Here is a 25,497-nt window from a genome sequence, read left to right on the forward strand (position 1 = left end):
AGTTTGAGCGTAACAAGCCGCATGTGAACGTTGGCACGATTGGTCACGTTGACCACGGCAAGACGACGCTGACGGCGGCGATTACGAAGTATTTCGGCGAGTTTCGTGCGTATGACCAGATTGATGGTGCGCCCGAAGAGAAGGCTCGCGGGATCACGATTTCGACGGCCCACGTCGAGTATGAGACGGATAACCGTCACTACGCGCACGTGGACTGCCCTGGCCACGCTGACTATGTGAAGAACATGATCACGGGCGCGGCGCAGATGGACGGCGCGATCCTGGTGGTGAACGCGGCTGACGGCCCGATGCCGCAGACGCGCGAGCACATCCTGCTGGCCCGTCAGGTTGGTGTGCCGGCTCTGGTCGTGTTCATGAACAAGGTTGATCAGGTTGACGATCCTGAGCTGCTCGAACTGGTCGAGATGGAAATCCGCGAGCTTCTGAGCTCGTACGACTTCCCGGGCGACGATATTCCGATCATTGCCGGTTCGGCTCTGGCCGCGATGGAGGGTAACAACCCTGAGATCGGCGAGAACAAGATCCGTGAGCTGATGGCGGCTGTGGACGAGTATATCCCGACGCCGGAACGCCCGATCGACATGCCGTTCCTGATGCCGATCGAGGACGTGTTCTCGATCTCTGGCCGCGGCACGGTGGTGACGGGGCGTATCGAGCGCGGCATCCTGAAAGTGGGTGACGAGATCGAGATCGTGGGTATCCGCGACACGTCGAAGACGACGTGCACGGGCGTGGAGATGTTCCGCAAGCTGCTTGACCAGGGTCAGGCGGGCGACAATGTGGGCGCGCTGCTGCGCGGTGTGGAGCGTGACGGTATCGAGCGTGGTCAGGTTCTGGCCAAGCCCGGTTCTGTGAAGCCGCACAAGAAGTTCGAGGCGGAAGCCTATATCCTGACGAAGGAAGAGGGCGGGCGTCACACGCCGTTCTTCACCAATTACCGCCCGCAATTCTACTTCCGCACGACGGACGTGACCGGGATCGTGACCCTTAAAGAGGGTACCGAGATGGTGATGCCGGGCGATAATGTGGAAGTGACGGTCGACCTGATCCAGCCGATCGCGATGGAAGAGAAGCTGCGCTTCGCCATCCGTGAAGGCGGACGCACCGTCGGCGCCGGCGTCGTATCCAAAATCCTCGATTAAGAGGTTCGGCGATCACATCTGTGTTGCCAGAAGGGCAGCTGCGATGCGCAGCTGCCCTTTTTCTTTGCGCGCGGGCAGCTAGAGTGCGGTCACTCATGGCCATCCGCGTTGGAGACCCCCATGGCGAACGAAGTTGAACTGCGGGTGAATCCCGGCCTGGACCCGGCCGCATTCGCGCCGGCCTATGCGCGCGACAAGCTTGTGAGAATCCCCGATGTGTTCGCGCCGGAGACGGCTGACGCCATCGAGCAATTGCTCGCACGCCATCTGAAATGGCGCCTGGTCTTTCCTGAACCCACGCCTGGCGGGCGCGAGAATGTTGCCATTCTCAGTCAGGAGGACATCGCGTCGATGGGGCGCCAGGCCATGGCTGAGCGGATGCAGGCGGTCATGCAGCGCGCGCAGAACAATTATGGCTATCTCTATCAGGCCTATCCGATGATCCAGGCCTATATTTCCGGCTGGGATCCGGGCCATCCTATCCATCAGGTTACGGAGTTTCTGAACTCGCCAGAGTTTCTGGAGTTCGGCCGCGCCGTTATCGGCGCCGACACGATTACAAAGGCAGACGCACAGGCGACGCTGTACGCGCGGGGCAACTTCCTGACGCGCCATACCGATGAAGGGCACGACCTGGAGCGCCGGGCCGCCTACACGATTGGTCTGACACGCAAATGGGAACCGGATTGGGGAGGTCTGCTGACCTTTTTCGATGACAATCTGGACATTAGCCGCGCCTTCGTGCCCCGCTTCAATGTGCTGTCGATTTTTGACGGCCGGATGATGCATTCGGTCAGCCCTGTATCGCCGTTCGCCGGCACCGGGCGCTATCAGATCACGGGCTGGTTCCGTGACGATCCGGTAGGGGGCTGAGCACCTGCCATACCGGCGCGGTCACAAAGCAGTGCGCGCAGGTGCATAATGGCTTGTGATTGTTGTGCGCAGATGTTGACGGGAGGGTTTGGCCAGAGTATCAACCCGCCCTCTAGCGAGCTGGCTGTGCCCTGTCCGGGTAAACGCGGCTTTTGAAGCGAATAAAATTTGTTACGCGAATGCTGCGGCGGGCGAGTGAGTCCCTGACGCGGCGTCTGCGTATGTTGGGACCGGAGCGATGGCACAAACGAACATCCGAATCCGCCTGAAGGCGTTTGATCACCGCGTGCTGGATACGTCCACGCGCGAGATCGTCTCGACGGCGAAGCGCACAGGCGCAAACGTGCGCGGGCCGATCCCGCTGCCTACGCGTATTGAGCGTTTTACGGTGCTGCGGTCCCCGCACATCGACAAGAAATCACGCGAACAGTTCGAGATCCGCACGCACAAGCGTGTTCTCGACATCGTCGACCCGACCCCGCAGACCGTGGACGCGCTGATGAAGCTCGACCTCTCGGCTGGCGTGGATGTCGAGATCAAGCTGGGAGCTTAAGCCAATGAGCCAGGCCCAAAACCTGCGCACGGGCGTTATCGCGAAGAAGATGGGCATGACGCGCATCTTCGCCGAGGACGGCTCGCATATTCCGGTGACGGTGCTGCACCTTGATGGTGTCCAGGTCGTTGCCCAGCGTACCAATGATCGTGACGGCTACACCGCGCTGCAGCTGGGTGCCGGCAAAGCCAAGGTAAAGCGCGCTACGAAAGCCGAGCGCGGTCACTTTGCCAAGGCTGCCGTGGAGCCCAAGCGCAAGCTGGCCGAGTTCCGCGTCAGCGAGAGCAATCTCATTGATGCCGGTGCCGAGATTACGGCTGACCATTTTGTCGAAGGCCAGAAGGTGGATGTTGCCGCCCTGACCATCGGTAAGGGTTTTGCCGGTGCGATGAAGCGCTGGAATTTCGGTGGTCTCCGGGCCACGCACGGCGTGTCCGTCTCGCACCGCTCGCACGGTTCTACCGGTCAGCGTCAGGATCCGGGCAAGGTGTTCAAAGGCAAGAAAATGGCCGGCCATCTCGGCCAGGAACGCGTAACGATCCAGAACCTCGAAGTGGTTCGCGTGGACGTGGAGCGTGGCCTGGTTCTGGTGCGCGGCGCGGTTCCGGGCTCTGCCGATAGCTGGGTCGAGATCCGTGACGCTGTCAAAGGCGCCGGTGTCGAGGGCCTCGCCTATCCGGGCAAGTTCCGCATGGGTGATGAGCCCAAGCCGGTCGACAATCCCGAGCCCGGCTCTGAAGAAGCTGAAATGGTTGCTGAAGGCGCGCCGGTTGCCGACGCACCAGCAGTGGACGCGGCGGGTGAAGAGGACGCCAAGTCATGAAACTCGATGTAATCACCCTTGATGCCGGCAAGGCAGGCTCGGTTGAGCTCAGCGACGACATCTTCGCCATTGGCGAAGTGCGCGCCGACCTCCTGCAGCGTGCTGTGAAGTGGCAGCTTTCCCTGCGCCAGGCCGGTACGCACCGCGCCAAGGAACGCGCTGAAATTGCCCGCACGGGCAAGAAGTTCGGCCGCCAGAAGGGCGGCGGTTCGGCCCGTCACGGTTCGCGCCGCGCCCCGATCTTTGTCGGCGGCGGCAAGGCGCACGGCCCGAAAGTGCGCAGCCACGCGACCGAGCTTCCCAAGAAGGTCCGCGCTCTGGCCCTGAAGCACGCCTTGTCTTCGAAGGCGGGTTCGTCCTCGCTGATCGTTCTGGACGAGGCGCGTCTGGACAAGCCGAAGACGGCAGCCCTGAAGGCATCGTTCGCCAAGCTTGGCCTGACCAATGCGCTCATCATCGATGGTGAGACGCTGGACGAGAACTTCGCGCTTGCCGCGCGCAACATCCCGCACGTGGATGTGCTGCCCGCGCAAGGTCTCAACGTCTATGACGTGCTGCGCCGCGACACGCTGGTGCTCACCAAGTCGGCGATCGAGAAGATCAATGAGCGCTTTGCCGCCAAGGAGAGTGCGTAATGGCCTCGCCCAAGCACTATGACACGATTATCGCGCCGGTGATCACCGAGAAGGCGACCCTGCTCTCTGAAGAGAACAAGGTTGTGTTCAAGGTTCCTCTGGCCGCGACGAAGAAAGACATCACCGAGGCCGTTGAAGCGCTCTTCAAGGTCAAGGTGAAAGCGGTCAACACACTGCGCCAGAAGGGCAAGACCAAGCGCTTCCGGGGCCTTGAAGGCCGTCGCGACGATATCAAGAAGGCGGTGGTGACCCTGGAAGAGGGCCATTCCATCGACGTGAGCACGGGCCTCTAGGCGCGCGCTTGAAGGAGTTTGAACCATGGCGCTGAAGACATTCAAGCCGACCTCGCCTGGCCGCCGCGCTCTTGTGCTGGTGGACCGGTCCGAGCTGCACGCCGGCAAGCCGGAAAAGACGCTGGTCGAGGGCCTGCGCCGTACGGGCGGGCGTAACAATACCGGGCGGATCACCGCCCGCCGCCGCGGTGGTGGAGCCAAGAAGCTTTACCGCATGATCGACTTCAAGCGCCGCAAGTTCGACGTGCCCGCCACGGTCGAACGGCTTGAGTATGATCCCAACCGCACGGCGTTCATCGCCCTCATCAAGTATGAGGATGGCGAGCTGGCCTATATTCTGGCACCGCAGCGCCTGGCCGCCGGTGACCGCGTGGTCGCCAGCGCCAAGGCTGATGTGAAGCCGGGCAACGCCATGCCGCTGAAAACCATTCCGGTGGGAACCATCATCCACAATGTGGAGATGAAGCCGGAAAAAGGTGGCCAGATCGCCCGTTCGGCCGGTGCCTATGCCCAGCTGGTCGGCCGTGAAGCCGGCTACGCCCAGGTTCGCCTGATGAGCGGCGAGCTGCGCAAGGTCAACGAGAACTGCATGGCCACGATTGGTGCGGTGTCGAACTCCGACCACCTCAACATCAATCTGGGCAAGGCTGGCCGCAAGCGTCACATGGGCAAGCGCCCGTCCGTGCGCGGTGTTGCCATGAACCCGGTCGATCACCCCCATGGTGGTGGTGAGGGCCGTACCTCTGGTGGCCGTCACCCGGTGACCCCGTGGGGCAAGCCGACCAAAGGCCGCAAGACCCGCCGTAACAAGGCGACCGATAAATTCATCATCCGTTCGCGCCACGAGCGCAAGAAACGCTAAGGGAGCGACCGACCGTCATGCCCCGTTCTGTATGGAAAGGTCCGTTTGTAGACGGATACCTCCTGAAGAAAGCCGATGCCGCCCACGAAGCCGGGCGCAAGCAGGCTATCAAAACCTGGTCGCGCCGCTCGACCATCATGCCGCAATTTGTCGGCCTGACCTTCCAGGTCCACAACGGGAACAAGTTCGTTCCGGTTCTGGTGTCCGAGGACATGGTCGGCCACAAGCTCGGCGAGTTTGCGCCTTCGCGGACCTATTACGGTCACGCGGCGGACAAGAAAGCCAAGAGGAAGTAGCGCGATGGGCAAGGAAACCAATCCCCGCCGCGTGGCTGAGAACGAAGCGCGCGCCAAGCTGCGGATGATCCGCATCAGCCCGCAAAAGCTGAACCTGGTTGCTGCGATGATCCGCGGCAAGAAGGTCGAGCGCGCGCTGAACGATCTGGCGTTCTCGCGCAAGCGTGCAGCCGCTGACGTTAAGAAGGTTCTGGAATCGGCCATCGCCAACGCCGAGAACAATCACGGCCTCGACATCGACAGCCTTGTCGTGTCGGAAGCCTATGTCGGCAAGAACCTTGTGATGAAGCGTTTCCGGGCCCGCGCACGCGGCCGGGGTGCGAAGATTCTCAAGCCGTTCTCCGAGCTGACGATCGTCGTTCGCGAAGTCGAGGAGGCCGCGTAATGGGACAGAAGATTAATCCGATCGGCCTGCGCCTCGGCATCAACCGCACCTGGGAGTCGCGCTGGTATGCGCGCGGGGAAGAGTATGCAACGCTCCTCCACGAGGATCTGAAGATCCGCAAATTCCTTCAGGAAAAGCTGAAAGCCGCCTCGATCTCGAAAATCATCATCGAGCGCCCGCACAAGAAATGCCGCATCACCATCTACACGGCCCGTCCGGGTGTGGTGATCGGTAAAAAGGGTGCCGATATCGAGAAGCTGCGCCGCGAAGTCGCCAAGATGACGGACGCGGAAGTGTTCCTGAACCTGGTTGAAGTGCGCAAGCCCGAGACGGACGCCAACCTGGTTGCCGACAGCATCGCCCAGCAGCTGGAGCGCCGTGTGGCGTTCCGCCGTGCGATGAAGCGCTCCATGCAGTCTGCCATGCGCATGGGCGCGCTCGGCTGCAAGATCATCTGTGCCGGCCGTCTGGGCGGCGCGGAGATCGCGCGTTCGGAACAGTACAATGAAGGCTCGGTGCCGCTGCACACGCTGCGTGCCGATATCGATTACGGCTTTGCTGAGGCGAAAACCGCGATGGGTATCATCGGGATCAAGGTCTGGATCTACAAAGGCGAGATCATGGAGCACGACCCGATGGCGTCCGAGCGCCGTATGCAGGAAACCGGCGAGCAGCGGACCCGTTCGGCCCGCCAGAACGCCTAAGCCCAGGGCCAAGAGGGAGTTTGAAAGATGCTTCAACCGAAGCGCACAAAATTCCGGAAGGCCCACAAGGGCCGTATCCACGGAAACGCAAAGGGCGGCTTTACGCTCAATTTCGGCTCGTACGGGCTGAAAGCAGTCGAGCCTGAGCGCGTCACGGCGCGCCAGATCGAGGCCACCCGCCGCGCGATCACCCGTCACATGAAACGGGCCGGCCGCGTCTGGATCCGCATTTTCCCGGATGTTCCGGTGTCGAAAAAGCCGACCGAAGTGCGGATGGGTAAAGGTAAGGGTTCGCCGGAATACTGGGTGGCCCGCGTGAAGCCCGGCCGCATCATGTTTGAGATCGACGGTGTGCCGGATGCGGTAGCGCGTGAAGCGCTGCGCCTTGGCGCCGCCAAGCTGCCGATCAAGACCCGTGTCGTAACCCGTCCGGGCGAGCAGGGAGCTGAGTAGCGCGATGGAAATGCAAGACGTACGCGCCATGACCGATGACCAGCTCCAGGACAATCTCCTGAAGCTGAAAAAAGAGCAATTTAACCTGCGCTTCCAACAGGCCACGGGCCAGCTGGAAAACACGGCGCGGTTCTCCAAGGTGCGCAAGGACATTGCCCGCCTGAAGACCGACATGCGCCGGCGCCAGATCGAAAAGCAAGGGAGCTAGGCGATGCCGAAGCGCGTATTGCAAGGCGTCGTGGTCAGCGACAAGCAGGCCAAGACCGTTGTCGTGAAGGTGGAGCGCACATTCCTGCACCCGCTTCTTCGCAAGACGGTGCGGCGTTCGAAAAACTATCATGCCCATGACGAGGCCAACGCCAAGAAAGTCGGCGACACAGTCCAGATCCAGGAATGTGCGCCCAAATCGAAGCTGAAGCGGTGGGAGGTCGTCTCCGACCAGGCGTAAGCCGGGTCTGGAGAGGATCGTTTCCTAGTTCTAACGGAGGATCACGATGATCCAGATGCAATCCAATCTGGACGTGGCCGACAATTCCGGGGCCCGCCGCGTGCAGTGCATCAAGGTGCTGGGCGGAGCCAAGCGCCGTTATGCCGGCGTGGGCGACATCATTGTCGTCTCGGTCAAGGAAGCCACGCCCAAGGGACGGGTGAAAAAAGGTGAAGTGCGCAAGGCCGTTGTCGTGCGCACCGCGCGCGACATCAAACGCCGCGACGGTTCCGTCATCCGGTTCGACACCAATGCCGCTGTGCTCCTGAACAATAATATGGAGCCACTCGGCACGCGTATCTTCGGCCCGGTTCCGCGTGAGCTGCGGGCGAAGAACCACATGAAGATCATCTCGCTGGCGCCGGAGGTGCTGTAGTCATGGCTGCGAAGATCAAGAAGGGCGACAAGGTCGTCATCCTGGCTGGCCGCGACAAGGGCAAGACCGGGGAAGTCACCAAGGTGGTTCCGTCAGAGAACCGCGTGTTCGTGGGCGGCGTGAATATGGTCAAGCGCCATAACCGCCCGACCCAGACCACGCCTGGCGGTATCGAGGAAAAAGAAGCCCCGATCCACGTGTCCAACGTGGCTCTTGCTGATCCCAAATCCGGCGAAGCGACCCGTGTCGGCTTCGAGGTGCGTGATGGCAAGAAGGTCCGGGTTGCGAAGAAATCTGGTGAGGTCATCAATGGCTGAGACCGCGACATATGAGCCGCGCATGAAGACGCGCTACCGCGAGGAAATTCGCGCGCGTCTGAAGGAAAAGTTCGGCTACACGAACGACATGCAGATCCCCCGCCTTGACAAGATTGTCATCAATATGGGCGTCGGCGAAGCTGCACAGGACTCCAAGAAGCTCCAGGGGGCTCTGGCTGACCTGGAAGCGATTGCCGGTCAGAAGCCGGTCGCCACGCGTGCCACGAAGTCCATCGCGGGCTTCAAGCTGCGTGAAGGCCAGCTGATCGGCGCGAAGGTGACTTTGCGCCAGGACCGCATGTACGAGTTTCTCGACCGCCTCGTCACCATCGCCCTGCCGCGCGTCCGCGACTTCCGCGGCCTCAATGGCAAGAGCTTTGATGGCAACGGCAATTACGCGATGGGCATGAAAGAGCACATCGTGTTTCCCGAGATCGACTACGACAAGGTCGAAAAAGTGCGTGGCATGGACATCGTTGTCTGCACCACCGCACGTAACAATGAAGAAGCGAAGGCCCTGCTGGCCGAGTTCGACTTTCCGTTCGCGAACTGACGCAGCAGGAACGCAGGCCCATCCCGGGTCCGCACGCAGGAGATGAATTGAATGGCTAAGAAGAGCGCAACCGAGCGTAATGCCCGCGTCGAGCGTCTGGCCGCAAAGTACCTGGCCAAGCGTCAGGCACTGAAGGCTGTCGCGCGCGACACGTCGCTGCCCGTCGAAGAGCGGTTTGCAGCCCAGCTGAAGCTGGCTGCCCTTCCGCGCAACTCGGCCCCGACCCGCATCCGCAACCGGTGCAAGGTTTCGGGCCGTCCGCGCGGTTACTACCGCAAGCTGAAAATGTCCCGTATCGCGCTTCGCGAACTGGGTAGCCACGGCCTGATTCCGGGCCTGGTCAAGTCGAGCTGGTAGGGAGGGCAAGCCAATGTCGATGATCGATCCGCTCGGTGACATGCTCACCCGCATCCGCAACGCGCTCATGCGCCGGCGCACCAGTGTGGTGACGCCCGCGTCGAAGCTGCGCCAGCGTGTGCTCGATGTTCTGCTGGAAGAAGGCTATATCCGCGGCTATTCAGAGTCGCTGGATGCTGACGGCTTCAAGCAGTTCGAAATCGAACTGAAATACTATGAAGGCGCGCCGGTGATCTCCGAGATCAAGCGCGTTTCCAAGCCGGGCCGCCGCGAATACTCCAAGGCCAGGGATCTTCCGCTCGTTCAGAACGGGCTCGGGATTGCCATCGTTTCCACGCCGCGCGGTGTGATGAGCGATGCGTCTGCCCGCGCCCAGAATGTCGGCGGCGAGATTCTCTGCCACATCAGCTAAGGGAGGCATGATCCATGTCACGTCTGGGCAAATTGCCGGTCGGCCTTCCTAGCGGAGTGAGCGCGACCGTTGCCAATGATACGGTGAAGGTGAAGGGACCCAAGGGCGAGTTGTCGCTCGTGGTGTCCAACCTGGTCACCATTAGTGAAGCCGAAGACAAGTCGCTGGTTGTAAAGCCGGCGGACGAGTCCACCCGTGCCCGTGCCATGTGGGGCACGACGCGCGCCAATATCGCCAGCATGGTGAAGGGCGTTTCGGAAGGCTTCGAACAGAACCTCGAACTGGTCGGCGTCGGTTACCGCGCCGCCTTGCAGGGCCGCGACCTCAAGCTCTCGCTTGGCTTCAGCCATGAAGTGATCTACACGCCGCGTCCCGGCATCACGATCACGGCTCCCAAGCCTACCGAGATCAAGATCGAGGGCGCCAACAAGCAGGAAGTCGGTCAGACCGCTGCCGAGATCCGCAAGTATCGTCCGCCAGAGCCCTACAAGGGCAAAGGCATCCGTCTTGCCGGCGAATACGTGCGCCGGAAAGAAGGCAAGAAGAAGTAGGGAACCGTCAGGTCATGAAATCGTCTCGCGAAAAGATGCAACGCCGCGCGCAGCGTACGCGCTCGCGGCTTGCCAAGTTCTCGGGCGGCCGTCCGCGCCTGTCGGTCTTCCGCTCGTCCAAGCATATCTACGCCCAGATCATCGACGACTCCAACGGCGCCACGCTCGCAGCAGCTTCGACCCTCGAAGCCGATGTGCGCGGCGGCAAGCCGGCTGGCGCGAATGTCGAGGCGGCTGCCGCTGTCGGCAAGCTCGTCGCCGAGCGCGCCAAGGCCAAGGGCCTTACCGATGTCGTGTTTGATCGCGGCGGTTACATTTATCATGGGCGCATCAAGGCGCTCGCAGATGCTGCCCGCGAGGGCGGCCTGAACTTCTAGGAGAGCGCCATGGCTCGGGAAGACCAACGCGAAGGCCGGGGCGGACGCGACCGCCGCCGCCGCGACGAGGAGCCGGAAAGCGAACTCGTCGACAAGCTCGTCCACATCAACCGCGTTGCCAAGACGGTGAAGGGCGGCCGGAACTTCCAGTTTGCCGCGCTCGCAGTGGTCGGCGACCAGAAGGGCCGTGTCGGCTTCGGACAGGGCAAGGCGCGCGAAGTGCCGGAAGCCATCCGCAAGGCCACCGAAGAGGCCAAGAAAACCATGGTGCGCATCCCGCTGCGCGAGGGCCGGACCCTGCATCACGATGCAGACGGCCGCTGGGGTGCGGGCAAGGTGACGCTGCGTGCGGCGCCTCCGGGCACCGGTATCATCGCAGGCGGCCCTATGCGCGCCGTGCTGGAAAGCCTGGGTGTTCAGGACGTGGTGGCCAAGTCGGTCGGCTCGTCCAACCCCTACAACATGATCCGCGCCACGTTCGACGCGCTCAAAGGCCAGAACAGCCCGCGTACGGTTGCTTCCAAGCGCGGCCTGAAAGTGGCTGACATCGTCAACCGCCGGAATGACGGTGCCAGCGCACCCGAAGCCGTCGACAGCCAGAGCTAGGAATACCGGCCATGGCCAAGAAAACAGTCATCGTGCGTCAGACGGGCAGCCATATCCGCCGCCCCAAAGACCAGCTGCAGACGCTGACCGGGCTCGGCCTGGGGCGTATCGGCAAACAGCGCGAGCTTGAGGATACGCCGTCTGTGCGCGGCATGATCGCCAAGGTCGCCCACCTTGTAGAAATCGTCGAGGAGCGCGGCTAACAACCGTTCGCGTCCTTGATAAGGAGAATAGTCATGCGTCTGAACGAACTGCGGGATAATCCCGGCGCGGTGAAAGAACGCACCCGCGTGGGTCGCGGCATCGGCTCGGGCAAGGGCAAGACCGGCGGCCGTGGCGTCAAGGGTCAGAAATCGCGCTCCGGCGTTGCGATCAAGGGCTTTGAAGGCGGTCAGATGCCGCTTCACCAGCGCCTGCCCAAGCGCGGCTTCACCAAGCCGAACCGTGCAAAGTTTGCCGAAGTCACGCTCGGCCGCCTGCAAAAGGCGATTGATGCGGGCAAGCTGGACGCCAAGGCGACGGTCGATGCCGACGCGCTGATCAAGGCCGGTGTCATCCGCCGCGCCAAGGACGGCGTACGCATCATTGGCGGCGGCGCGTTCAAGGCCAAACTCTCCATCACGGCGGCGGGCGCATCCAAGCCTGCCATCGCCGCGGTTGAGAAAGCGGGCGGGTCCATCACCCTGCCGGCACCCAAAGACAGCGAAGCCTGATGCGGTTTACTGGACGGCTCCCCAAATGGGTTGAGCCGTCCAATTCCGTCCTGGCCTGACCGGGGCCGCAAGGGAGCGAGACCAGTCCATGGCATCTGCCGCAGAACAACTTGCCGCTAACATGAATTTCGGCGCGTTTGCCCGCGCCAAGGAGCTGCAAAAGCGGCTCCTCTTTACGTTGTTCGTGCTGATCATCTACCGCGTGGGCACCTATATCCCCATGCCGGGCATTGATCCGGACGTGTTTGCCGGCGCCTTCCAGCAGCAGCAGCAGGGCATTCTGGGCGTCTTCAACATGTTCTCCGGCGGCGCGGTTGAGCGTATGGCGATCTTCGCCCTCAACGTGATGCCGTATATCTCTGCCTCGATCATCATGCAGCTCATGGCCGCCACCGTGCCGAGCCTTGAGCGCCTGAAAAAAGAGGGCGGCGAGCAGGGCCGCAAGCAGATCAACCAGTATTCGCGCTATCTGACCGTGGTGCTGGCCGCGCTGCAGGCGTTTGCGATCGCCGTATCGATGGAAAATCCGGACCCGACGACGGGTGCCACCATCGCGATTGATCCGGGCTGGTTCTTCCGCATCACGGCTGTTGTCTCGCTCGTGGGCGGCACGATGATGCTGCTGTGGCTGGGCGAACAGATCACCGCGCGCGGCGTGGGCAATGGTATCTCGCTCATCATCTTCGCCGGTATTATCGCGGAAATGCCGCGTGCGCTGTTCCAGACGCTGGAGCAAGGCCGCACGGGCAATCTCTCTGCCGGCCTCATCATAGCGATGATCCTTGGCATTATCGCGGTGCTGGTGTTTGTCGTCTTCATGGAGCGAGCGCAGCGGCGATTGCTGGTGCAGTATCCCAAGCGACAGGTCGGCAACCGCATGATGGGCGGGGAATCCAGCTTCCTGCCGCTCAAGCTGAACACGGCTGGCGTGATCCCGGCGATCTTCGCCTCCTCGCTCCTGCTGCTGCCCGCGACCATTGCAGGCTTCTCGGCCGATACCGGCCCGGAATGGCTGCGCACGATGACGGCGCTGCTGGGTCCTGGCCAGCCGCTCTTCATCATCTTCTACGGCGCGATGATCGTCTTCTTCACCTTCTTCTACACCTCCATCGTCTTCAATCCGGAGGACACGGCGGACAATCTGAAGAAGTATGGCGGCTTCCTGCCCGGCATCCGGCCCGGCAAGCGCACGGCGGAGTATATCGACTTCGTGCTGACGCGCCTGACCGTGATCGGCGCGGCCTATCTCACCTTTGTGTGTGTGCTGCCTGAAGTGTTGCGCGCCGAGCTGGACATTCCGTTCTATATCGGCGGTACGGCCCTGCTCATCGTCGTGTCGGTGACGCTCGACACCGTCTCCCAGATCCAGTCCCACCTGCTGGCCCACCAGTATGAAGGGCTGATCAAGAAGACGAAGCTGAGGGGCCGCAAGCGATGAACATCATCCTGTTCGGGCCGCCCGGCGCAGGCAAGGGAACGCAAGCCAAGCGCCTCGTTGAGACGCGCGGCTGGGTACAGCTTTCCACTGGCGACATGCTGCGTGATGCGCGCAAGGCCGGTACCGAGCTGGGCAATCGCGTGGCCGGGATCATGGATCGCGGCGAGCTGGTCTCCGACGAGATCGTGATCGCGCTGATTGCCGAACGCCTGCCGGAAGCTGAAGCGGCTGGCGGAGCCATTTTTGATGGCTTCCCGCGCACGGTTCCCCAGGCTGAAGCACTCGACAGGCTGCTGGCTGAACGCAGCAGCCCGATTGCGAAAGTTGTCCGCCTTGTGGTCGACCAGGACGAGCTGGTCGCGCGGGTGGAAAAGCGCGCTGGCGAAGAAGGCCGCGCGGACGACACGGTTGATGCCTTCAAGGTCCGCCTGAAGGCTTATAACGACCAGACAGCCCCTCTGATTCCCTTCTATACCGGCCAGAACAAGCTGGTGGATGTGGATGGAATGGGCTCGATGGATGAGGTTTCGGCCCGCATCAATGCGGCGCTGGATGCATAAGGCCCGTTCGCACGCCGCAAGGCATGTGCGCGGGGGAGTGAGTTTTGTGGAGTGACGGCGCTAAAGCCCGGTTGACGGGTATGGCATCGGCACTATAAGAAGCGCCCTTCGCTCTGAGGGGCCGGCCACGAGGCATGGCGCGCGCAATGTGTGTCGCGCCCTGTACGTGTCGGTTCCTTTTGCGCGCGGCATATTGAACAGGGAGTAGCGTTGTGGCCCGCATAGCAGGCGTCAACATTCCGACGAACAAGCGCGTAACGATCGCGCTTCGCTATATTCACGGTATCGGCCCGGCCATGGCGCGGGAGATCTGTGAGAAGGTAGGCATTCCGTCTGAAAAACGGGTTAACCAGCTTACCGATGCTGAAGTGCTTCAGATCCGCGAAACGATTGATGCTGGCTATATGGTCGAAGGTGACCTGCGCCGCGAGACCGCTGTAAACGTCAAGCGTCTCATGGACCTTGGCTGCTATCGCGGCCTGCGCCACCGCCGCGGCCTGCCCGTGCGTGGTCAGCGTACCCACACCAATGCCAGGACCCGCAAAGGTCCGGCCAAGCCGATTGCCGGCAAGAAGAAGTAAGGACCAGGCGCAATGGCCAAGGAACCGACACGCGTACGCCGCCGCGAGCGCAAGAATATCACGTCCGGCGTGGCGCACGTGAATGCCAGCTTCAACAACACGATGATCACCATCGCTGACGCGCAAGGGAATGCGATTTCCTGGTCATCGGCTGGCACGATGGGCTTTAAAGGTTCGCGCAAGTCGACCCCTTATGCCGCCCAGATGGCTGCCGAAGATGCTGGCCGCAAGGCGCAGGAACACGGCGTGAAGACCCTTGAAGTCAAGGTGTCTGGCCCCGGTTCGGGCCGCGAGTCGGCTCTGCGCGCGCTGCAGTCTGTCGGGTTCACGATCACGACGATCCATGACGTGACGCCGATCCCGCACAATGGCTGCCGCCCGCCGAAGCGCCGCCGCGTCTAGTTTATCACCGGAGCCGCGCGTCTCTCGCTGCGGCTCCGGTACAGTTTAATGTGTCGCGCGCTGGCATCAGGCAATCGGTCTGATACCGGGCGCGCCTTTCGCTTGAAGGGACGTTCCGTGATCGAGAAGAACTGGCAGGAACTTATCCGCCCGATGAAGCCCGTCGTTCAGGCTGGCCACGACGCTGCGCGCAACGCCAAGATCGTTGCCGAGCCGCTCGAGCGCGGTTTCGGCATGACGCTGGGCAATGCGCTGCGCCGCGTGCTGCTGTCCTCGCTTCAGGGCGCGGCCGTGACGGCTGTGCAGATCGACGGCGTGCTCCACGAGTTCTCGTCCATCCCCGGCGTGCGTGAAGACGTCACCGACATCGTGCTGAACCTGAAGCAGGTTGCCCTGCGCATGCATGGCGAAGGCCCGCGCCGCGTGGTGCTGCGCAAGAGCGGCCCCGGCGAGGTGACGGCTGGCGATATCGAGGAAACGGCAGATATCGAGGTCATCAACCGCGATCACGTGATCTGCACCCTGGATGAAGGCGCGAGCGTGCGTTTCGTCCTGACGGTCAATACCGGCAAGGGCTATGTCCCGGCCGAGCGCAACCGTCCGGAAGATGCGCCCATCGGCTATATCGCCGTTGATGCGCTCTACAGCCCGGTCAAGCGGGTCGCCTACCGCGTGGAAAACACCCGCGAAGGCCAGGTGCTCGACTATGACAAGCTCATCCTCGACATCGAGACCAATGGCGCTGTCACGCCGGAAGACGCGGTGGCTTATGCTGCGCGCATCCTGCAGGACCAGTTCCAGATTTTCGTGAACTTCGAGGAGCCTTCCGAGGCCCGTGGTCCGGAAGACGATGCGCCGTCGCTCGACTTCAACCCGGCCCTCCTCAAAAAGGTGGACGAGCTGGAGCTGTCTGTGCGCTCGGCGAACTGCCTGAAGAACGACAATATCGTCTACATTGGCGACCTGATCCAGAAGTCGGAATCGGAAATGCTCCGCACGCCGAACTTCGGCCGTAAGTCGCTCAATGAGATCAAGGAAGTGCTGGCCCAGATGGGGCTGCACCTCGGTATGGAGGCGCCCAACTGGCCGCCGGAGAATATCGAGGACCTGGCAAAGAAATTCGAGGATCAGATCTAGGCAGGCCGCCGCGAGGCGCCTTGCCCGGAGTGAAGGAGACATCCCATGCGTCACGGGAATGGATATCGCAAGCTCAACCGCACCGCGTCCCACCGGCGCGCCATGTTCGCCAATATGGCGGCTTCGCTGATTGAGCACGAGCAGATCGTTACGACCCTGCCGAAAGCCAAAGAGCTCAAGCCCATCATGGACAAGCTCATCACGCTGGCCAAAAAGGGTGATCTGCACGCCCGCCGTCAGGCGATTGCGCAGATTCGCAACAAGGACCAGGTGTCCAAGCTGTTTGCCACGCTCGGCCCGCGCTATGGCGAGCGTAATGGCGGCTATACCCGCGTTCTCAAAGCCGGCTTCCGCCATGGCGACAACGCGCCGATGGCCGTTATCGAGCTGGTTGACCGCGATGTGGACGCCAAGGGCGCTGTCGACCGCGCCCGCGCCGAAGAGTTCGCTGGCGAGGAATAGGCTTCACGCCAGACCAGACAAAAAAGGCCCCGGTGGAAACGCCGGGGCTTTTTGTTTGCTGGGCCAATATTTACCCCGCGTTTTCCCGACGAAAGTCGGGATCCAGTCTTTTTCCTGATGCTCCGCACATCCGTGCGTCGCTCCTCGCATAGGCTCGGGCGCGCGGCCTGTCCCCGGCTTGATCGGGGATCGCGCTTGCGGCGCTGCGCGCCGGGCCATTTAAGCCCTTGAACCTCCCCCTTACCGCACTTGTAACTTTCAGCCTCTGTTCAGCCGCATTCGCACACCTTAAATCGGTCGGGAGAACAGTGTGAGGGAGCACGCATCCATGAACTGGAAACTGCCAGCCATTTGTGTGGCGCTGATCGCCGCGTTTGGTCTTGCCGCCATCGCGGTTAATCCGGCCAATGGCCAGGAAGAGACGTTGGCCGGTGCCGGCAGCACAGAGCGCACCTTGCCCCAGTCGCGCGGCGACATGCAGCTTTCCTTTGCGCCAGTGGTGCGCGAGGCCGCGCCAGCGGTGGTGAATGTGTATTCGCGCCGCGTGGTGGCTGATCGCAACCCGTTTGCGGGCGATCCCATGTTCGAGCGCTTCTTTGGCCGCCAGTCTCCGCGCCAGCGCGAGGTCCAGTCGCTTGGTTCAGGCGTGATCGTGGACGGGGCGGGCCTGATCGTTACCAACAACCATGTGGTGGCCGGCGCGCAGGAGCTGCGCGTGGTCCTCTATGACCGGCGCGAGCTGGAAGCGGAAATCCTGCTGGCAGACGAGCGCACCGATCTGGCTGTGCTCCGCGTTGTCACCGACGAGCCGCTGGCCGTTTTGCCTTTCGATCTGTCCGGATCGGCGGAAGTGGGTGATCTGGTGCTGGCCATCGGCAACCCGTTTGGCGTCGGCCAGACCGTGACGTCTGGCATCGTGTCGGCGCTTGCCCGCACCGATGTCGGCATTACCGACTATGCCTTCTTCGTCCAGACTGATGCCGCCATCAATCCGGGTAATTCCGGCGGCGCGCTGGTCAACATGAATGGCGAGCTTCTGGGCATCAACACGGCGATATTCTCGCGCTCCGGCGGGTCGCAGGGCATTGGCTTTGCAATCCCTGCAGAGATGGTGCGCAGCGTTGTAAACGCCGCCACGCAAGGCGGCGAGCTGGTGCGCCCATGGCTGGGCGCGCGCCTGCAACCGGTGACCAGCGATATTGCCCTGTCCATGGGCTTTGACCGGCCGCGCGGCGCGCTGGTGGCCGATATCTATCCGGGCGGGCCGGCAGACCGGGCGAGGCTGCGTCAGGGCGATGTGATCCTGTCGGTGGACGGCGCGGAGGTAAATAACGAGGCGGCGGTGCGCTTCCGCTTTGCCACACGCGCCATTGGCGATGAGGCCGTCTTGCGTGTGATGCGCAATGGAAGCGAGCGCGACCTTACCGTCACCGCCGCAGCACCTCCCGGTGACCGCGAGGGCGAACGCGTGGTGCTCACAGGCCGTAACCCGTTCCAGGGCGCAGAAGTGGTGGAGCTGTCTCCGGCCTTCAATGAGGCCAACGGGATGGACCCGTTCACCGACGGGCTGGTCGTCACGCGCGTTCAGCGGCGTTCTGCGGCGGAGTTTTTCGGCTTCCGGCCGGGCGACCGCATTCTGGGCGTCAACGAGCGTGCCGTGCGCAGCGTGCGAGAGATCGAACGTGAGCTGTCGCGCCATGATGATGCGCGCGAATGGCCCGTCGAGATTGAACGGCGCGGGGAACGTATCGCACGTACATTGCGCCTCTAGCAGCCCGGGCGCTTAGGGGGCATGTTGCCCCCGATGAGCGATCTGTTTCAACCCGCCGGCCTTGAAAGCGACGCTCCGCGTCCGCTGGCCGACCGTCTGCGTCCGCAAAAGCTGGACGAGGTGGTGGGGCAGGACCATGTGCTGGGGCCTGACAGCCCGCTGGGGCGCATGCTGGCGCAGGGGCGGCTATCCTCGATCATTCTCTGGGGACCGCCAGGCGTCGGCAAGACTACCATTGCCCGCCTGCTGGCCGAGGCATCAGGGCTGGAGTTTCACCCGCTCTCTGCGGTGTTCTCCGGTGTCGCCGATCTGAAAAAAGCGTTCGAGCAGGCGCGTGGCCGCCGCGCGGCAGGCAAGGGCACGTTGCTGTTCGTGGACGAGATACACCGCTTCAACCGCGCGCAGCAGGATGGCTTCCTGCCCGTGGTGGAGGAGGGGGTGGTGACGCTGGTCGGGGCGACGACCGAGAATCCCAGCTTTGAGCTGAATGCCGCGCTTCTGTCTCGCTGTCAGGTTCTGGTGCTCAAACGTCTGGATGAGGCTGCGCTGGAATTACTGCTGAAGCGGGCGGAAGCGGCAGAGGGCCATGAACTGCCCTTGTCGCCGGAGGCCCGCGAGGCGCTGATAGCGATGGCGGACGGGGACGGGCGCTATCTGCTGAACCTTGCCGAGGAAGTGCTGCGGCTGGAGCTTGAAGCCCCGCTGTCCACGCCGGAGCTGGGCCAGTTCCTGCAACGCCGCGCGCCCGTCTATGACAAGGACCGCGAGGAGCACTACAATCTCATCTCCGCCCTGCACAAATCGGTGAGAGGCTCAGACCCTGATGCGGCGCTCTACTGGCTGGCGCGCATGCTGGGTGCGGGCGAGGATCCGCTGTTTCTGGCCCGGCGCATCGTGCGCATGGCCAATGAGGATATCGGCCTTGCCGACCCGACCGCCATTCATGCCGCGCTGGCCGCCAAGGAAACGTATGAGTTTCTGGGCAGCCCGGAAGGCGAGCTGGCGCTGGCGCAGGCGGTGGTGCATCTGGCCTGCGCGCCCAAATCCAATGCTGTCTATGTAGCGTGGAAGGGCGCCCAGCGCCTCGCCGGAGAGACCGGCTCGCTCATGCCGCCCGCCCATATCCTCAACGCGCCAACCCGGCTGATGAAGGATCAGGGCTATGGCAAGGGCTATGAATACGATCACGATGCGCCGGGCGGCGTGTCGGGTCAGGACTATTTCCCGGACGCCATGAAAGACCGCCCACGCCTCTATGAACCGAAGGATTCAGGGCGCGAAGCGGCCATTGCCGAGCGGCTGACGCGCTGGCGTGCGCTGAGGGAGAAGCGGCGGGGGTAGCCCCAACTATATCGCGAAGGCGAAATCTCTTGCGAACTTCCCTGTTTCTGTAATGAATCCTCCACTTTTCATTTCACGGGGAGGACAGGGGAATGAAAGTCGAGAAACTCCATATTATTATTGGCCTTGTGTATGCCCTTGCGGGCATGGTGCTCGGCATGGTGATGGCCGAATCGGGCGATCACACCCAGCACGTAACCCACGCGCACGCCCTTCTGGTCGGGTTTGTGGTGTCGGCGGTTTACGCCATTCTTTACCGGGTCTGGGGGCTGGCGCAGGGCCTGCTGGCGCTGATCCAGTTCGCCCTGCACCATATCGGCGCCATCATCATGGTGATCGGGCTTTACATGCTCTATGGCGCGATCATGCCTGAAGAGCAGATCGGCCCGATCCTGGGCATTGCCAGCGCACTCGTCACCGCCAGCATGGCGCTGATGTTCTGGTTCATGGTCCGCCACAAGGATTCCTGATTACGCGATAGCCGGAACCGGCTTGCCAATCGTTTAGCGTTGAACTAAAAAGTTCAACGCTAAACGAAAGGGCGAGCCATGACATCGCGCAGACAGGTATTACGGCTTATCGGGGGTTCAGCGGCGGCTCTGGCCGCTATCGGTGCAGGCGGGGCGGCCTTCGTGGCCACGCGCGAACCGGTGGCGGCCCAGCGCCCGTGGTCTGACGCAGCACGGGGCGGTTTTGGCGAGCCGCGTCTCGAAGCGCTGGCCTGGGCGATCCTTGCGCCCAATCCGCATAATCGCCAGCCTTGGCTGTTCGCGCTCGCGGGCGATGACACGATCATGGTCCATTGCGACCTGGCCCGGCGGCTGCCGCAAACCGATCCGTTCGACCGGCAGATCGTCATCGGCTTTGGCTGCATGCTGGAGCTGCTAAGGATGGCGGCGGCAGAGCAGGGCCATTACGCGCATATCGAGCTTTTTCCGGAAGGTGAACCGCAGCCGCGCCTTGATGGACGCGCAATCGCCCATGTGCGTCTGGAGGCGGGCGGGCAGGCAGACCCGCTTTTTGCGCATGCAAGCTCAAGGCGCTCCAACAAGGAGGTGTTTGACACCCGCCGTCCGGTCAGCGCGCAGGTATTGTCGGATCTGGTGGGCCACGCTGCTCCTCTCCTGCGAACCGAGGTGATGGCTGACCCGGAGGGCATTGCGGCGCTGCGCGCGCTGACATGGCGCGCCATGGAGACAGAGCTGACCACGGCCGATGCCCTCAATGAGAGCATCGAGCTGATGCGCATTGGCCGGGCCGAGATAGAGGCGAATCCGGACGGTATTGCGCTGTCCGGCGCGGCCATGGAGCTGATGAACCGGGCCGGGCTGGTCACCCGCGCCAGCCTGTCTGATCCGCGCTCACCTGCTTTCGGTCAGACGCTCACCCTCTATGAAAGCCTGACGTACTCGGCCATGGCCCATATCGCGCTGGTCTCGCCGGGTAACACGCGTGCAGAGCAGATCAGGGCCGGGCGTGACTGGCTGCGTCTGAACCTGGCCGCTACCGCGTCGGGGCTGGGCCTGCATCCGCTCAGCCAGGCTTTGCAGGAATTTCCCGAGATGGCGGCGCATTATGAGGAGGCGCATGCGCGCCTTGCCCCCGATGGCGGCACCGTGCAAATGCTGGGACGGGTGGGATATGGCCCCCAAACGGCGCCCACCCCGCGCTGGCCGCTGGAAACAAGGATTGTGAGCGTTTGAGCAAGGATAGCGGACAGGCAGGGCAAGCGATTTTCGCGGCGCTCAACGAGATTGCGATCATCGGCCAGCTGTCCGGCAATGCCTTTTTGAAAGTGATGCCCGACGGGCTGCAGCTTGCCCAGTTCGGCGTGCTCAACCACATGGTCCGGCTGGGTGATGGCTGGACGCCGGTGCGGCTGGCCAGCGCCTTTCAGGTTACCAAGGGCGCGATGACCAATACGCTGCAGCGCCTTGAGGCGCGCGCTCTGGTGCGCATCGAGCCTGACCCGGCTGACGGCCGCTCCAAGCGCGTGTTCATCACCGAAGCGGGCAGGGCAATGCATCAGCGCTGCCTTGCCGCCCTCGGGCCGGAACTGGCAGCGCTGGAAGCCGCGCTTGGCGGTGAGCTCTTTACCCGCCTCCTGCCGGACCTGCAGGCTTTGCGCGTACATCTGGATGCAGCCCGGTCAGGCTGACTGGGCACGCCCGCCCTTGCGTGGGTGATGGAGCGGGCCTAACCCTGCTGGCGATGGTTCCCTTTCTTCTCATCGCTGCGGGCGGCGCGCTTGGGGCGCTCGGACGCTACGCGCTGGCGGCGTTTGTCGACGGGCGTCTGGGCGGGCGCTTTCCGTGGGGTACGCTCGCGGTCAATTTCACAGGCGCTGCCCTGATCGGCGCCCTGGCCGGGCTATGGCTGTCAGATGACGGTGCGGCGGGCACGGCCTGGATGTTTCTCGTGATCGGCGTGCTGGGCAGCTATACGACCGTGTCGTCCTTTTCACTGCAGACGCTGGAACTGTTTCAGGCGGGCCGCATCGCGGCGGCTGGCGCGCTGGCCCTCCTGTCGCTGACAGGCTGCCTGATGCTGGCCTGGGGCGGGTTTGCGCTTGTGGCCATGCTGGCGGGCGCATGACGGTGCGTGCCTCCATCCTGCTGGCAGTGGCCGCCGGAGGCGCGCTTGGCGCGCTTGCCCGCTATGCGCTGGCGCTGGCGTTGACAGGTGACGGTTTGCCGTGGGGGACGCTGGCGGCCAACGGATCTGGCTCCCTGCTGATTGGCCTTTATGCCGGCGCGATGGTGTGCGGACGGATACAGCCCGGACCGGTGCAGCGGCATTTCGTGGTGACGGGGTTTTGCGGCGGGTTCACCACTTTCTCCATCTTCAGTCTGGAGATCGTTCTGCTTGCCGGAACGGGCGAGGCGGGCCTGGCCCTTCTCTACCTCGCCCTGTCGATCGTGTTGTGGTTTGCCGGCGTGGCCACGGGCTGGAAGCTGGCCGGTGCAAGGCTGAGCCCGGCCCGGCCCTGACCACCGCCAGCAGAGCGTCTGCCTTGCAGGCGAGCCTGCACAGCACTATCCCTTCGCGCCATGAGCAAGGTTGAAACCCGCACCGTGGCCCCTGACGAGGCTGATATCAGGCTGGACCGCTGGTTCAGGCGGCATTTTCCCCATGTCACGCATGGCGCACTGGAAAAGCTTTTGCGCACCGGGCAGGTGCGTGTCGATGGCGGACGGGTGAAGGGCAATCACCGGCTGGAGCCGGGACAGGAAGTGCGCATTCCGCCGCTGCCTGCGCCGGGCGAGGCTGCGCCGCCCAAGACCATCAGTGCCGAGGACAAGGCGTTTGCCCGCTCCATGGTGCTCTATGAGGATGATACGCTCATCGCGCTGAACAAGCCGCCGGGCCTGCCCGTGCAGGGCGGCTCGAAAGTGGTGCGCCATCTCGATGGCCTGCTGGACGCGTTCGGTACTGGTGACAGGCGCCCGCGCCTTATTCACCGGCTGGACAAGGATACATCCGGCGTCATCGTGGTGGCCAAGGGTGCATCTAACGCGGCCTGGCTCGCCTCCCTGTTCAAGGGGCGCGATCTGGAAAAGACCTATTGGGCGATTGCGCTGGGCATCATGGTGCCACGCGCGGGCGAGATCACCGGCTATATGAAGAAGACGGTGTCCAATCAGGGTGACCGGGAGCTGATGGTGGCTGCCCGTCATGGCGAGGAGGGCGCGCAATACGCGCTTACCCGCTATGCCACGGCAGATGAGGCGGGCCGCCGCGCGAGCTGGGTGGTCCTGCGCCCGGAGACGGGCCGCACCCACCAGCTGCGGGTGCATCTGGCCGCTGCCGGTCACGCCATTCAGGGCGACGGAAAATATGTGTGTGATGTGCCACCGCTGGGCGGGGTATCGCAAAAGCTGCACCTGCATGCCCGCAAGCTGGTCATCCCGCGTGAGGGCAAGAAGCCGCTGGTTCTCGAAGCGCCGATGCCCAAGCACATGACCGACACGTTCGAGGCGCTAGGCTTTGATGCCGGTATGGATATGCGCGCGGTAGAGGCGCAGCTGGGATGAGCGGTCTCAAGCTCGCCGTGTTTGACGTTGATGGCACGCTCATCGACAGCCGGGAGATCATCCACCGGGCGATGGACCGCGCCTTCACGCGCGCCGGGCTTGGCGAGATGTCTTATGACCGGGTGCGCATGATTGTCGGCCTTGAACTGTCCGAGGCGATTGCCCGGCTGGCGCCGCAGGATATTGGCCATGAGCGCCTCTCGCTGCTGTGCAATTACTACAAGGAAGCCTTCGTCGAACAGCGCGCCGACCCCGGCTTTGAAGAGCCGCTCTATGCGGGTGCGCTCGATACGCTGGTGCGCCTGAGCGATGAGGGCTGGCTGCTGGGCGTGGCCACCGGCAAGGCGCGCAGGGGGCTTGATATCGTGTTTGGCCATCATGGCCTGCACCGGTATTTCCAGACCCTGCAGACCGTCGATCACGGTGTCGGCAAGCCCAATCCGCGCATGGTGCTGGATGCGATGGCCGAGACGGGTGTGCGTCCGCATGAGACGGTCGTGATCGGTGATACCAGTTTTGACATGGCTATGGCCCGTTCTGCGGGCACGACGGCTCTGGGTGTAAGCTGGGGCTTTCACACTGCAGATGAAATTGCCTCTGGCGGTGCCCATGAGATTCACGACAGCTACGACACGCTCAATGGCGCATTGAGCCGGTTTATGCCGGGTGAGGGGATAGCAGTACCATGAGCATGTCCAAGGCGAAGGCGGAAAACCGCCCCCTGCCCAAGCGCTTCTATTCCGAAGCCAGCGCAGCCCCTTCGGATGCGGGTTGGGCCGTATTCCTCGACGGGCGGGCGGTGAAGACACCTGAGCGCCATGTGCTGGCGGCGCCTTGCGAGGCGCTGGCCGTGGAGATGGCGGCCGAGTGGGACGCGCAAGCCAAGGAGATCGACCCCTTCACCATGCCGCTGACGCGCCTGGCGCACGTGGCCATCGACCGGATGGAAGCGGCGCGCGCGGCGGCGGCAGAGGAAATTGTCCGGTTTGCGGGTACCGACCTTCTCTCCCATCGCAGTGATGACCCAGAACTCGCGGCCCGTCAGGCGGCAGGGTGGGACCCGCTGCTGGAATGGTCTGCAAAGGCGCTGGAAGCCCCGCTGAAGAGCGCGGCGACGGTGCTGGCGCTGGAGCAGCCGGAAGCCTCTCTGGGGGCCCTGCGAGCCCGTGCGGGCGCGCTGGACAATTGGCGGCTGACAGCGCTGACCAGCGCGGTGCCACTATTGGGGTCTGCCGTGCTCGGTTTTGCGCTGCTGGAAGCCGAGATCGATGGCGAGCAGGCATTCGCGCTCTCATGGCTGGATGAGGACTATCAGGGCGAACGCTGGGGCGAGGACAGCGAGGCCGCCGAGGCAGCCGCCAACCGCAAGCGTGACCTCCTGGCCTGTGAACGCGTCTTCCGCCTGCTGGATGAGGCGGGCGTTTAGACTTCCTTCATCGCCCGCAACGATGCTTGGCGCAGAATTGCACCGGGATAATGGCCATGAAGCCTGTTCAGCTCTTTCTTGCGAGCCTTCTTGCACTGACCTGCGCGGCTGTAGCGCAGGCGCAGTCGCGCGGCTTTGAGGTGCCGGCTGACCATACCGCGCTCATTCGCCTGCCCGGCGATGCGGCCGCCATCATTATCGGTAATCCCAATATCGCGGATGCGACGCTCTATGATGCGCGCACCATCTTCGTGACGGGGCGTGTGTTCGGGCGCACCAACATGATCGCGCTCGATGATAATGGCCGCGTGCTCTACACCTCGGACCTGCTGGTCACCCAGTCGGGCCGGGGCAGCGTACAGGTCTTCCGCAACACCGAACGCCAGAGCTATGTGTGCGCGCCCGAGTGCCAGGCCGTGCCGGTGATCGGCGATGCTTCAGACTGGTTCTCCGGCGTTTCCGGCCAGCAGGCCGACCGCACGGCGGCTGGCGGCGGACGCTAGACATCACGCTTTTTTAACCAGGTTTTTTCACCGCGAATTAAGCGCGCCGCGCG

General features: G+C 63.1%; 40 protein-coding genes. All 40 read left to right on the plus strand.

Annotated features, from left to right (window positions below; translation table 11 throughout):
- On the plus strand, positions 1-1,163 hold a 1,163-nt coding region (tuf, locus tag ACQ5ID_RS10750), incomplete at its 5' end, for an elongation factor Tu (protein WP_429912455.1).
- A 120-nt stretch (positions 1,164-1,283) separates the two neighbouring features.
- Positions 1,284-2,036 (plus strand): 2OG-Fe(II) oxygenase, encoded by a 753-nt coding sequence (locus tag ACQ5ID_RS10755; RefSeq protein ID WP_429912456.1) that lies wholly within the window; start codon positions 1,284-1,286, stop codon positions 2,034-2,036.
- 238 nt (positions 2,037-2,274) lie between these two features.
- Positions 2,275-2,589, plus strand: a complete 315-nt coding sequence (gene rpsJ, locus ACQ5ID_RS10760; RefSeq protein ID WP_371393829.1) for a 30S ribosomal protein S10 — start codon at positions 2,275-2,277, stop codon at positions 2,587-2,589.
- A gap of 22 nt (positions 2,590-2,611) precedes the next feature.
- Entirely contained in the window at positions 2,612-3,412 is an 801-nt protein-coding gene (gene rplC / locus ACQ5ID_RS10765; protein ID WP_429912583.1) for a 50S ribosomal protein L3, read from the plus strand.
- Positions 3,409-4,047 (plus strand): 50S ribosomal protein L4, encoded by a 639-nt coding sequence (gene rplD / locus ACQ5ID_RS10770; RefSeq protein ID WP_429912457.1) that lies wholly within the window; start codon positions 3,409-3,411, stop codon positions 4,045-4,047. The genes rplC and rplD overlap by 4 nt, the downstream gene beginning before the upstream one ends.
- A complete protein-coding gene (locus tag ACQ5ID_RS10775) occupies positions 4,047-4,340 on the plus strand; it encodes a 50S ribosomal protein L23 (protein ID WP_429912458.1) in 294 nt (97 codons plus the stop codon). The genes rplD and ACQ5ID_RS10775 overlap by 1 nt, the downstream gene beginning before the upstream one ends.
- Positions 4,341-4,365: 25 nt before the next feature.
- Complete coding sequence (gene rplB / locus ACQ5ID_RS10780) at positions 4,366-5,202, plus strand: 50S ribosomal protein L2 (RefSeq protein WP_429912459.1); 837 nt, start codon at positions 4,366-4,368, stop codon at positions 5,200-5,202.
- 17 nt (positions 5,203-5,219) lie between these two features.
- The gene (rpsS, locus tag ACQ5ID_RS10785; RefSeq protein WP_036512026.1) at positions 5,220-5,498 is read left to right on the plus strand and encodes a 30S ribosomal protein S19; all 279 of its coding nucleotides are present in this window, start codon (positions 5,220-5,222) and stop codon (positions 5,496-5,498) included.
- 4 nt (positions 5,499-5,502) lie between these two features.
- The gene (rplV, locus tag ACQ5ID_RS10790; protein WP_127565801.1) at positions 5,503-5,883 is read left to right on the plus strand and encodes a 50S ribosomal protein L22; all 381 of its coding nucleotides are present in this window, start codon (positions 5,503-5,505) and stop codon (positions 5,881-5,883) included.
- On the plus strand, positions 5,883-6,587 hold the full coding sequence (gene rpsC / locus ACQ5ID_RS10795) for a 30S ribosomal protein S3 (protein ID WP_429912460.1): 705 nt from the start codon (positions 5,883-5,885) through the stop codon (positions 6,585-6,587). Before rplV ends, rpsC begins: the two co-directional genes overlap by 1 nt.
- A gap of 27 nt (positions 6,588-6,614) precedes the next feature.
- Positions 6,615-7,040, plus strand: a complete 426-nt coding sequence (gene rplP / locus ACQ5ID_RS10800) for a 50S ribosomal protein L16 (protein WP_127565803.1) — start codon at positions 6,615-6,617, stop codon at positions 7,038-7,040.
- 4 nt (positions 7,041-7,044) lie between these two features.
- Positions 7,045-7,248 (plus strand): 50S ribosomal protein L29, encoded by a 204-nt coding sequence (gene rpmC, locus ACQ5ID_RS10805; protein ID WP_127565804.1) that lies wholly within the window; start codon positions 7,045-7,047, stop codon positions 7,246-7,248.
- A 3-nt stretch (positions 7,249-7,251) separates the two neighbouring features.
- A complete protein-coding gene (gene rpsQ, locus ACQ5ID_RS10810) occupies positions 7,252-7,488 on the plus strand; it encodes a 30S ribosomal protein S17 (protein WP_127565805.1) in 237 nt (78 codons plus the stop codon).
- A gap of 46 nt (positions 7,489-7,534) precedes the next feature.
- Positions 7,535-7,903, plus strand: a complete 369-nt coding sequence (gene rplN, locus ACQ5ID_RS10815) for a 50S ribosomal protein L14 (RefSeq protein WP_371393836.1) — start codon at positions 7,535-7,537, stop codon at positions 7,901-7,903.
- A 2-nt stretch (positions 7,904-7,905) separates the two neighbouring features.
- Positions 7,906-8,220 (plus strand): 50S ribosomal protein L24, encoded by a 315-nt coding sequence (rplX, locus tag ACQ5ID_RS10820; RefSeq protein WP_371393837.1) that lies wholly within the window; start codon positions 7,906-7,908, stop codon positions 8,218-8,220.
- A complete protein-coding gene (gene rplE, locus ACQ5ID_RS10825) occupies positions 8,213-8,773 on the plus strand; it encodes a 50S ribosomal protein L5 (protein WP_429912461.1) in 561 nt (186 codons plus the stop codon). Before rplX ends, rplE begins: the two co-directional genes overlap by 8 nt.
- Before the next feature lie 51 nt (positions 8,774-8,824).
- On the plus strand, positions 8,825-9,130 hold the full coding sequence (rpsN, locus tag ACQ5ID_RS10830; protein ID WP_371393840.1) for a 30S ribosomal protein S14: 306 nt from the start codon (positions 8,825-8,827) through the stop codon (positions 9,128-9,130).
- Positions 9,131-9,143: 13 nt separating this feature from the next.
- Positions 9,144-9,542: a 30S ribosomal protein S8 gene (rpsH, locus tag ACQ5ID_RS10835; RefSeq protein WP_429912462.1), complete on the plus strand. Its 399-nt coding sequence runs from the start codon at positions 9,144-9,146 to the stop codon at positions 9,540-9,542.
- Positions 9,543-9,556: 14 nt separating this feature from the next.
- Positions 9,557-10,093, plus strand: coding sequence for a 50S ribosomal protein L6 (gene rplF, locus ACQ5ID_RS10840; protein ID WP_429912463.1), 537 nt, complete (start codon positions 9,557-9,559; stop codon positions 10,091-10,093).
- Positions 10,094-10,107: 14 nt separating this feature from the next.
- Positions 10,108-10,470, plus strand: coding sequence for a 50S ribosomal protein L18 (gene rplR, locus ACQ5ID_RS10845; protein WP_036512057.1), 363 nt, complete (start codon positions 10,108-10,110; stop codon positions 10,468-10,470).
- Between the two features lie 9 nt (positions 10,471-10,479).
- Positions 10,480-11,076, plus strand: coding sequence for a 30S ribosomal protein S5 (gene rpsE / locus ACQ5ID_RS10850; protein ID WP_371393846.1), 597 nt, complete (start codon positions 10,480-10,482; stop codon positions 11,074-11,076).
- Positions 11,077-11,087: 11 nt separating this feature from the next.
- Positions 11,088-11,279, plus strand: coding sequence for a 50S ribosomal protein L30 (rpmD, locus tag ACQ5ID_RS10855; protein WP_036512062.1), 192 nt, complete (start codon positions 11,088-11,090; stop codon positions 11,277-11,279).
- A 33-nt stretch (positions 11,280-11,312) separates the two neighbouring features.
- Positions 11,313-11,789: a 50S ribosomal protein L15 gene (rplO, locus tag ACQ5ID_RS10860; protein ID WP_429912464.1), complete on the plus strand. Its 477-nt coding sequence runs from the start codon at positions 11,313-11,315 to the stop codon at positions 11,787-11,789.
- Positions 11,790-11,877: 88 nt separating this feature from the next.
- Positions 11,878-13,227, plus strand: coding sequence for a preprotein translocase subunit SecY (gene secY / locus ACQ5ID_RS10865; RefSeq protein WP_429912465.1), 1,350 nt, complete (start codon positions 11,878-11,880; stop codon positions 13,225-13,227).
- Positions 13,224-13,787: an adenylate kinase gene (locus ACQ5ID_RS10870; protein WP_429912466.1), complete on the plus strand. Its 564-nt coding sequence runs from the start codon at positions 13,224-13,226 to the stop codon at positions 13,785-13,787. Before secY ends, ACQ5ID_RS10870 begins: the two co-directional genes overlap by 4 nt.
- Positions 13,788-13,999: 212 nt before the next feature.
- Entirely contained in the window at positions 14,000-14,368 is a 369-nt protein-coding gene (gene rpsM, locus ACQ5ID_RS10875) for a 30S ribosomal protein S13 (protein ID WP_429912467.1), read from the plus strand.
- A gap of 12 nt (positions 14,369-14,380) precedes the next feature.
- Positions 14,381-14,770, plus strand: a complete 390-nt coding sequence (gene rpsK, locus ACQ5ID_RS10880; RefSeq protein WP_127565817.1) for a 30S ribosomal protein S11 — start codon at positions 14,381-14,383, stop codon at positions 14,768-14,770.
- A gap of 117 nt (positions 14,771-14,887) precedes the next feature.
- Complete coding sequence (locus ACQ5ID_RS10885) at positions 14,888-15,907, plus strand: DNA-directed RNA polymerase subunit alpha (RefSeq protein WP_429912584.1); 1,020 nt, start codon at positions 14,888-14,890, stop codon at positions 15,905-15,907.
- 45 nt (positions 15,908-15,952) lie between these two features.
- Entirely contained in the window at positions 15,953-16,369 is a 417-nt protein-coding gene (gene rplQ / locus ACQ5ID_RS10890; protein ID WP_127565818.1) for a 50S ribosomal protein L17, read from the plus strand.
- Between the two features lie 328 nt (positions 16,370-16,697).
- Positions 16,698-18,140: a DegQ family serine endoprotease gene (locus tag ACQ5ID_RS10895; protein WP_429912468.1), complete on the plus strand. Its 1,443-nt coding sequence runs from the start codon at positions 16,698-16,700 to the stop codon at positions 18,138-18,140.
- 33 nt (positions 18,141-18,173) lie between these two features.
- Positions 18,174-19,481 carry a replication-associated recombination protein A gene (locus ACQ5ID_RS10900; protein ID WP_429912469.1) on the plus strand — a complete coding sequence of 436 codons (1,308 nt, stop codon included), beginning with the start codon at positions 18,174-18,176 and terminating at the stop codon, positions 19,479-19,481.
- A gap of 92 nt (positions 19,482-19,573) precedes the next feature.
- Positions 19,574-19,951 (plus strand): TonB-dependent receptor, encoded by a 378-nt coding sequence (locus tag ACQ5ID_RS10905; RefSeq protein WP_429912470.1) that lies wholly within the window; start codon positions 19,574-19,576, stop codon positions 19,949-19,951.
- Between the two features lie 78 nt (positions 19,952-20,029).
- Complete coding sequence (locus tag ACQ5ID_RS10910) at positions 20,030-21,184, plus strand: Acg family FMN-binding oxidoreductase (RefSeq protein ID WP_429912471.1); 1,155 nt, start codon at positions 20,030-20,032, stop codon at positions 21,182-21,184.
- Entirely contained in the window at positions 21,181-21,639 is a 459-nt protein-coding gene (locus tag ACQ5ID_RS10915; RefSeq protein WP_429912472.1) for a MarR family winged helix-turn-helix transcriptional regulator, read from the plus strand. Before ACQ5ID_RS10910 ends, ACQ5ID_RS10915 begins: the two co-directional genes overlap by 4 nt.
- A gap of 53 nt (positions 21,640-21,692) precedes the next feature.
- Positions 21,693-22,076 carry a fluoride efflux transporter FluC gene (locus tag ACQ5ID_RS10920; protein ID WP_429912473.1) on the plus strand — a complete coding sequence of 128 codons (384 nt, stop codon included), beginning with the start codon at positions 21,693-21,695 and terminating at the stop codon, positions 22,074-22,076.
- Complete coding sequence (locus ACQ5ID_RS10925) at positions 22,073-22,471, plus strand: fluoride efflux transporter FluC (RefSeq protein WP_429912474.1); 399 nt, start codon at positions 22,073-22,075, stop codon at positions 22,469-22,471. Before ACQ5ID_RS10920 ends, ACQ5ID_RS10925 begins: the two co-directional genes overlap by 4 nt.
- 60 nt (positions 22,472-22,531) lie before the next feature.
- Positions 22,532-23,515 (plus strand): RluA family pseudouridine synthase, encoded by a 984-nt coding sequence (locus ACQ5ID_RS10930; RefSeq protein WP_429912475.1) that lies wholly within the window; start codon positions 22,532-22,534, stop codon positions 23,513-23,515.
- Positions 23,512-24,204, plus strand: coding sequence for an HAD-IA family hydrolase (locus ACQ5ID_RS10935; protein ID WP_429912476.1), 693 nt, complete (start codon positions 23,512-23,514; stop codon positions 24,202-24,204). The genes ACQ5ID_RS10930 and ACQ5ID_RS10935 overlap by 4 nt, the downstream gene beginning before the upstream one ends.
- Positions 24,201-24,941: an ATP12 family chaperone protein gene (locus ACQ5ID_RS10940; protein ID WP_429912477.1), complete on the plus strand. Its 741-nt coding sequence runs from the start codon at positions 24,201-24,203 to the stop codon at positions 24,939-24,941. The genes ACQ5ID_RS10935 and ACQ5ID_RS10940 overlap by 4 nt, the downstream gene beginning before the upstream one ends.
- 56 nt (positions 24,942-24,997) lie before the next feature.
- On the plus strand, positions 24,998-25,444 hold the full coding sequence (locus tag ACQ5ID_RS10945) for a pilus assembly protein N-terminal domain-containing protein (protein ID WP_429912478.1): 447 nt from the start codon (positions 24,998-25,000) through the stop codon (positions 25,442-25,444).
- Positions 25,445-25,497: the final 53 nt, after the last annotated feature.

Source organism: Glycocaulis sp., from assembly GCF_050485565.1.
Classification (GTDB): domain Bacteria; phylum Pseudomonadota; class Alphaproteobacteria; order Caulobacterales; family Maricaulaceae; genus Glycocaulis.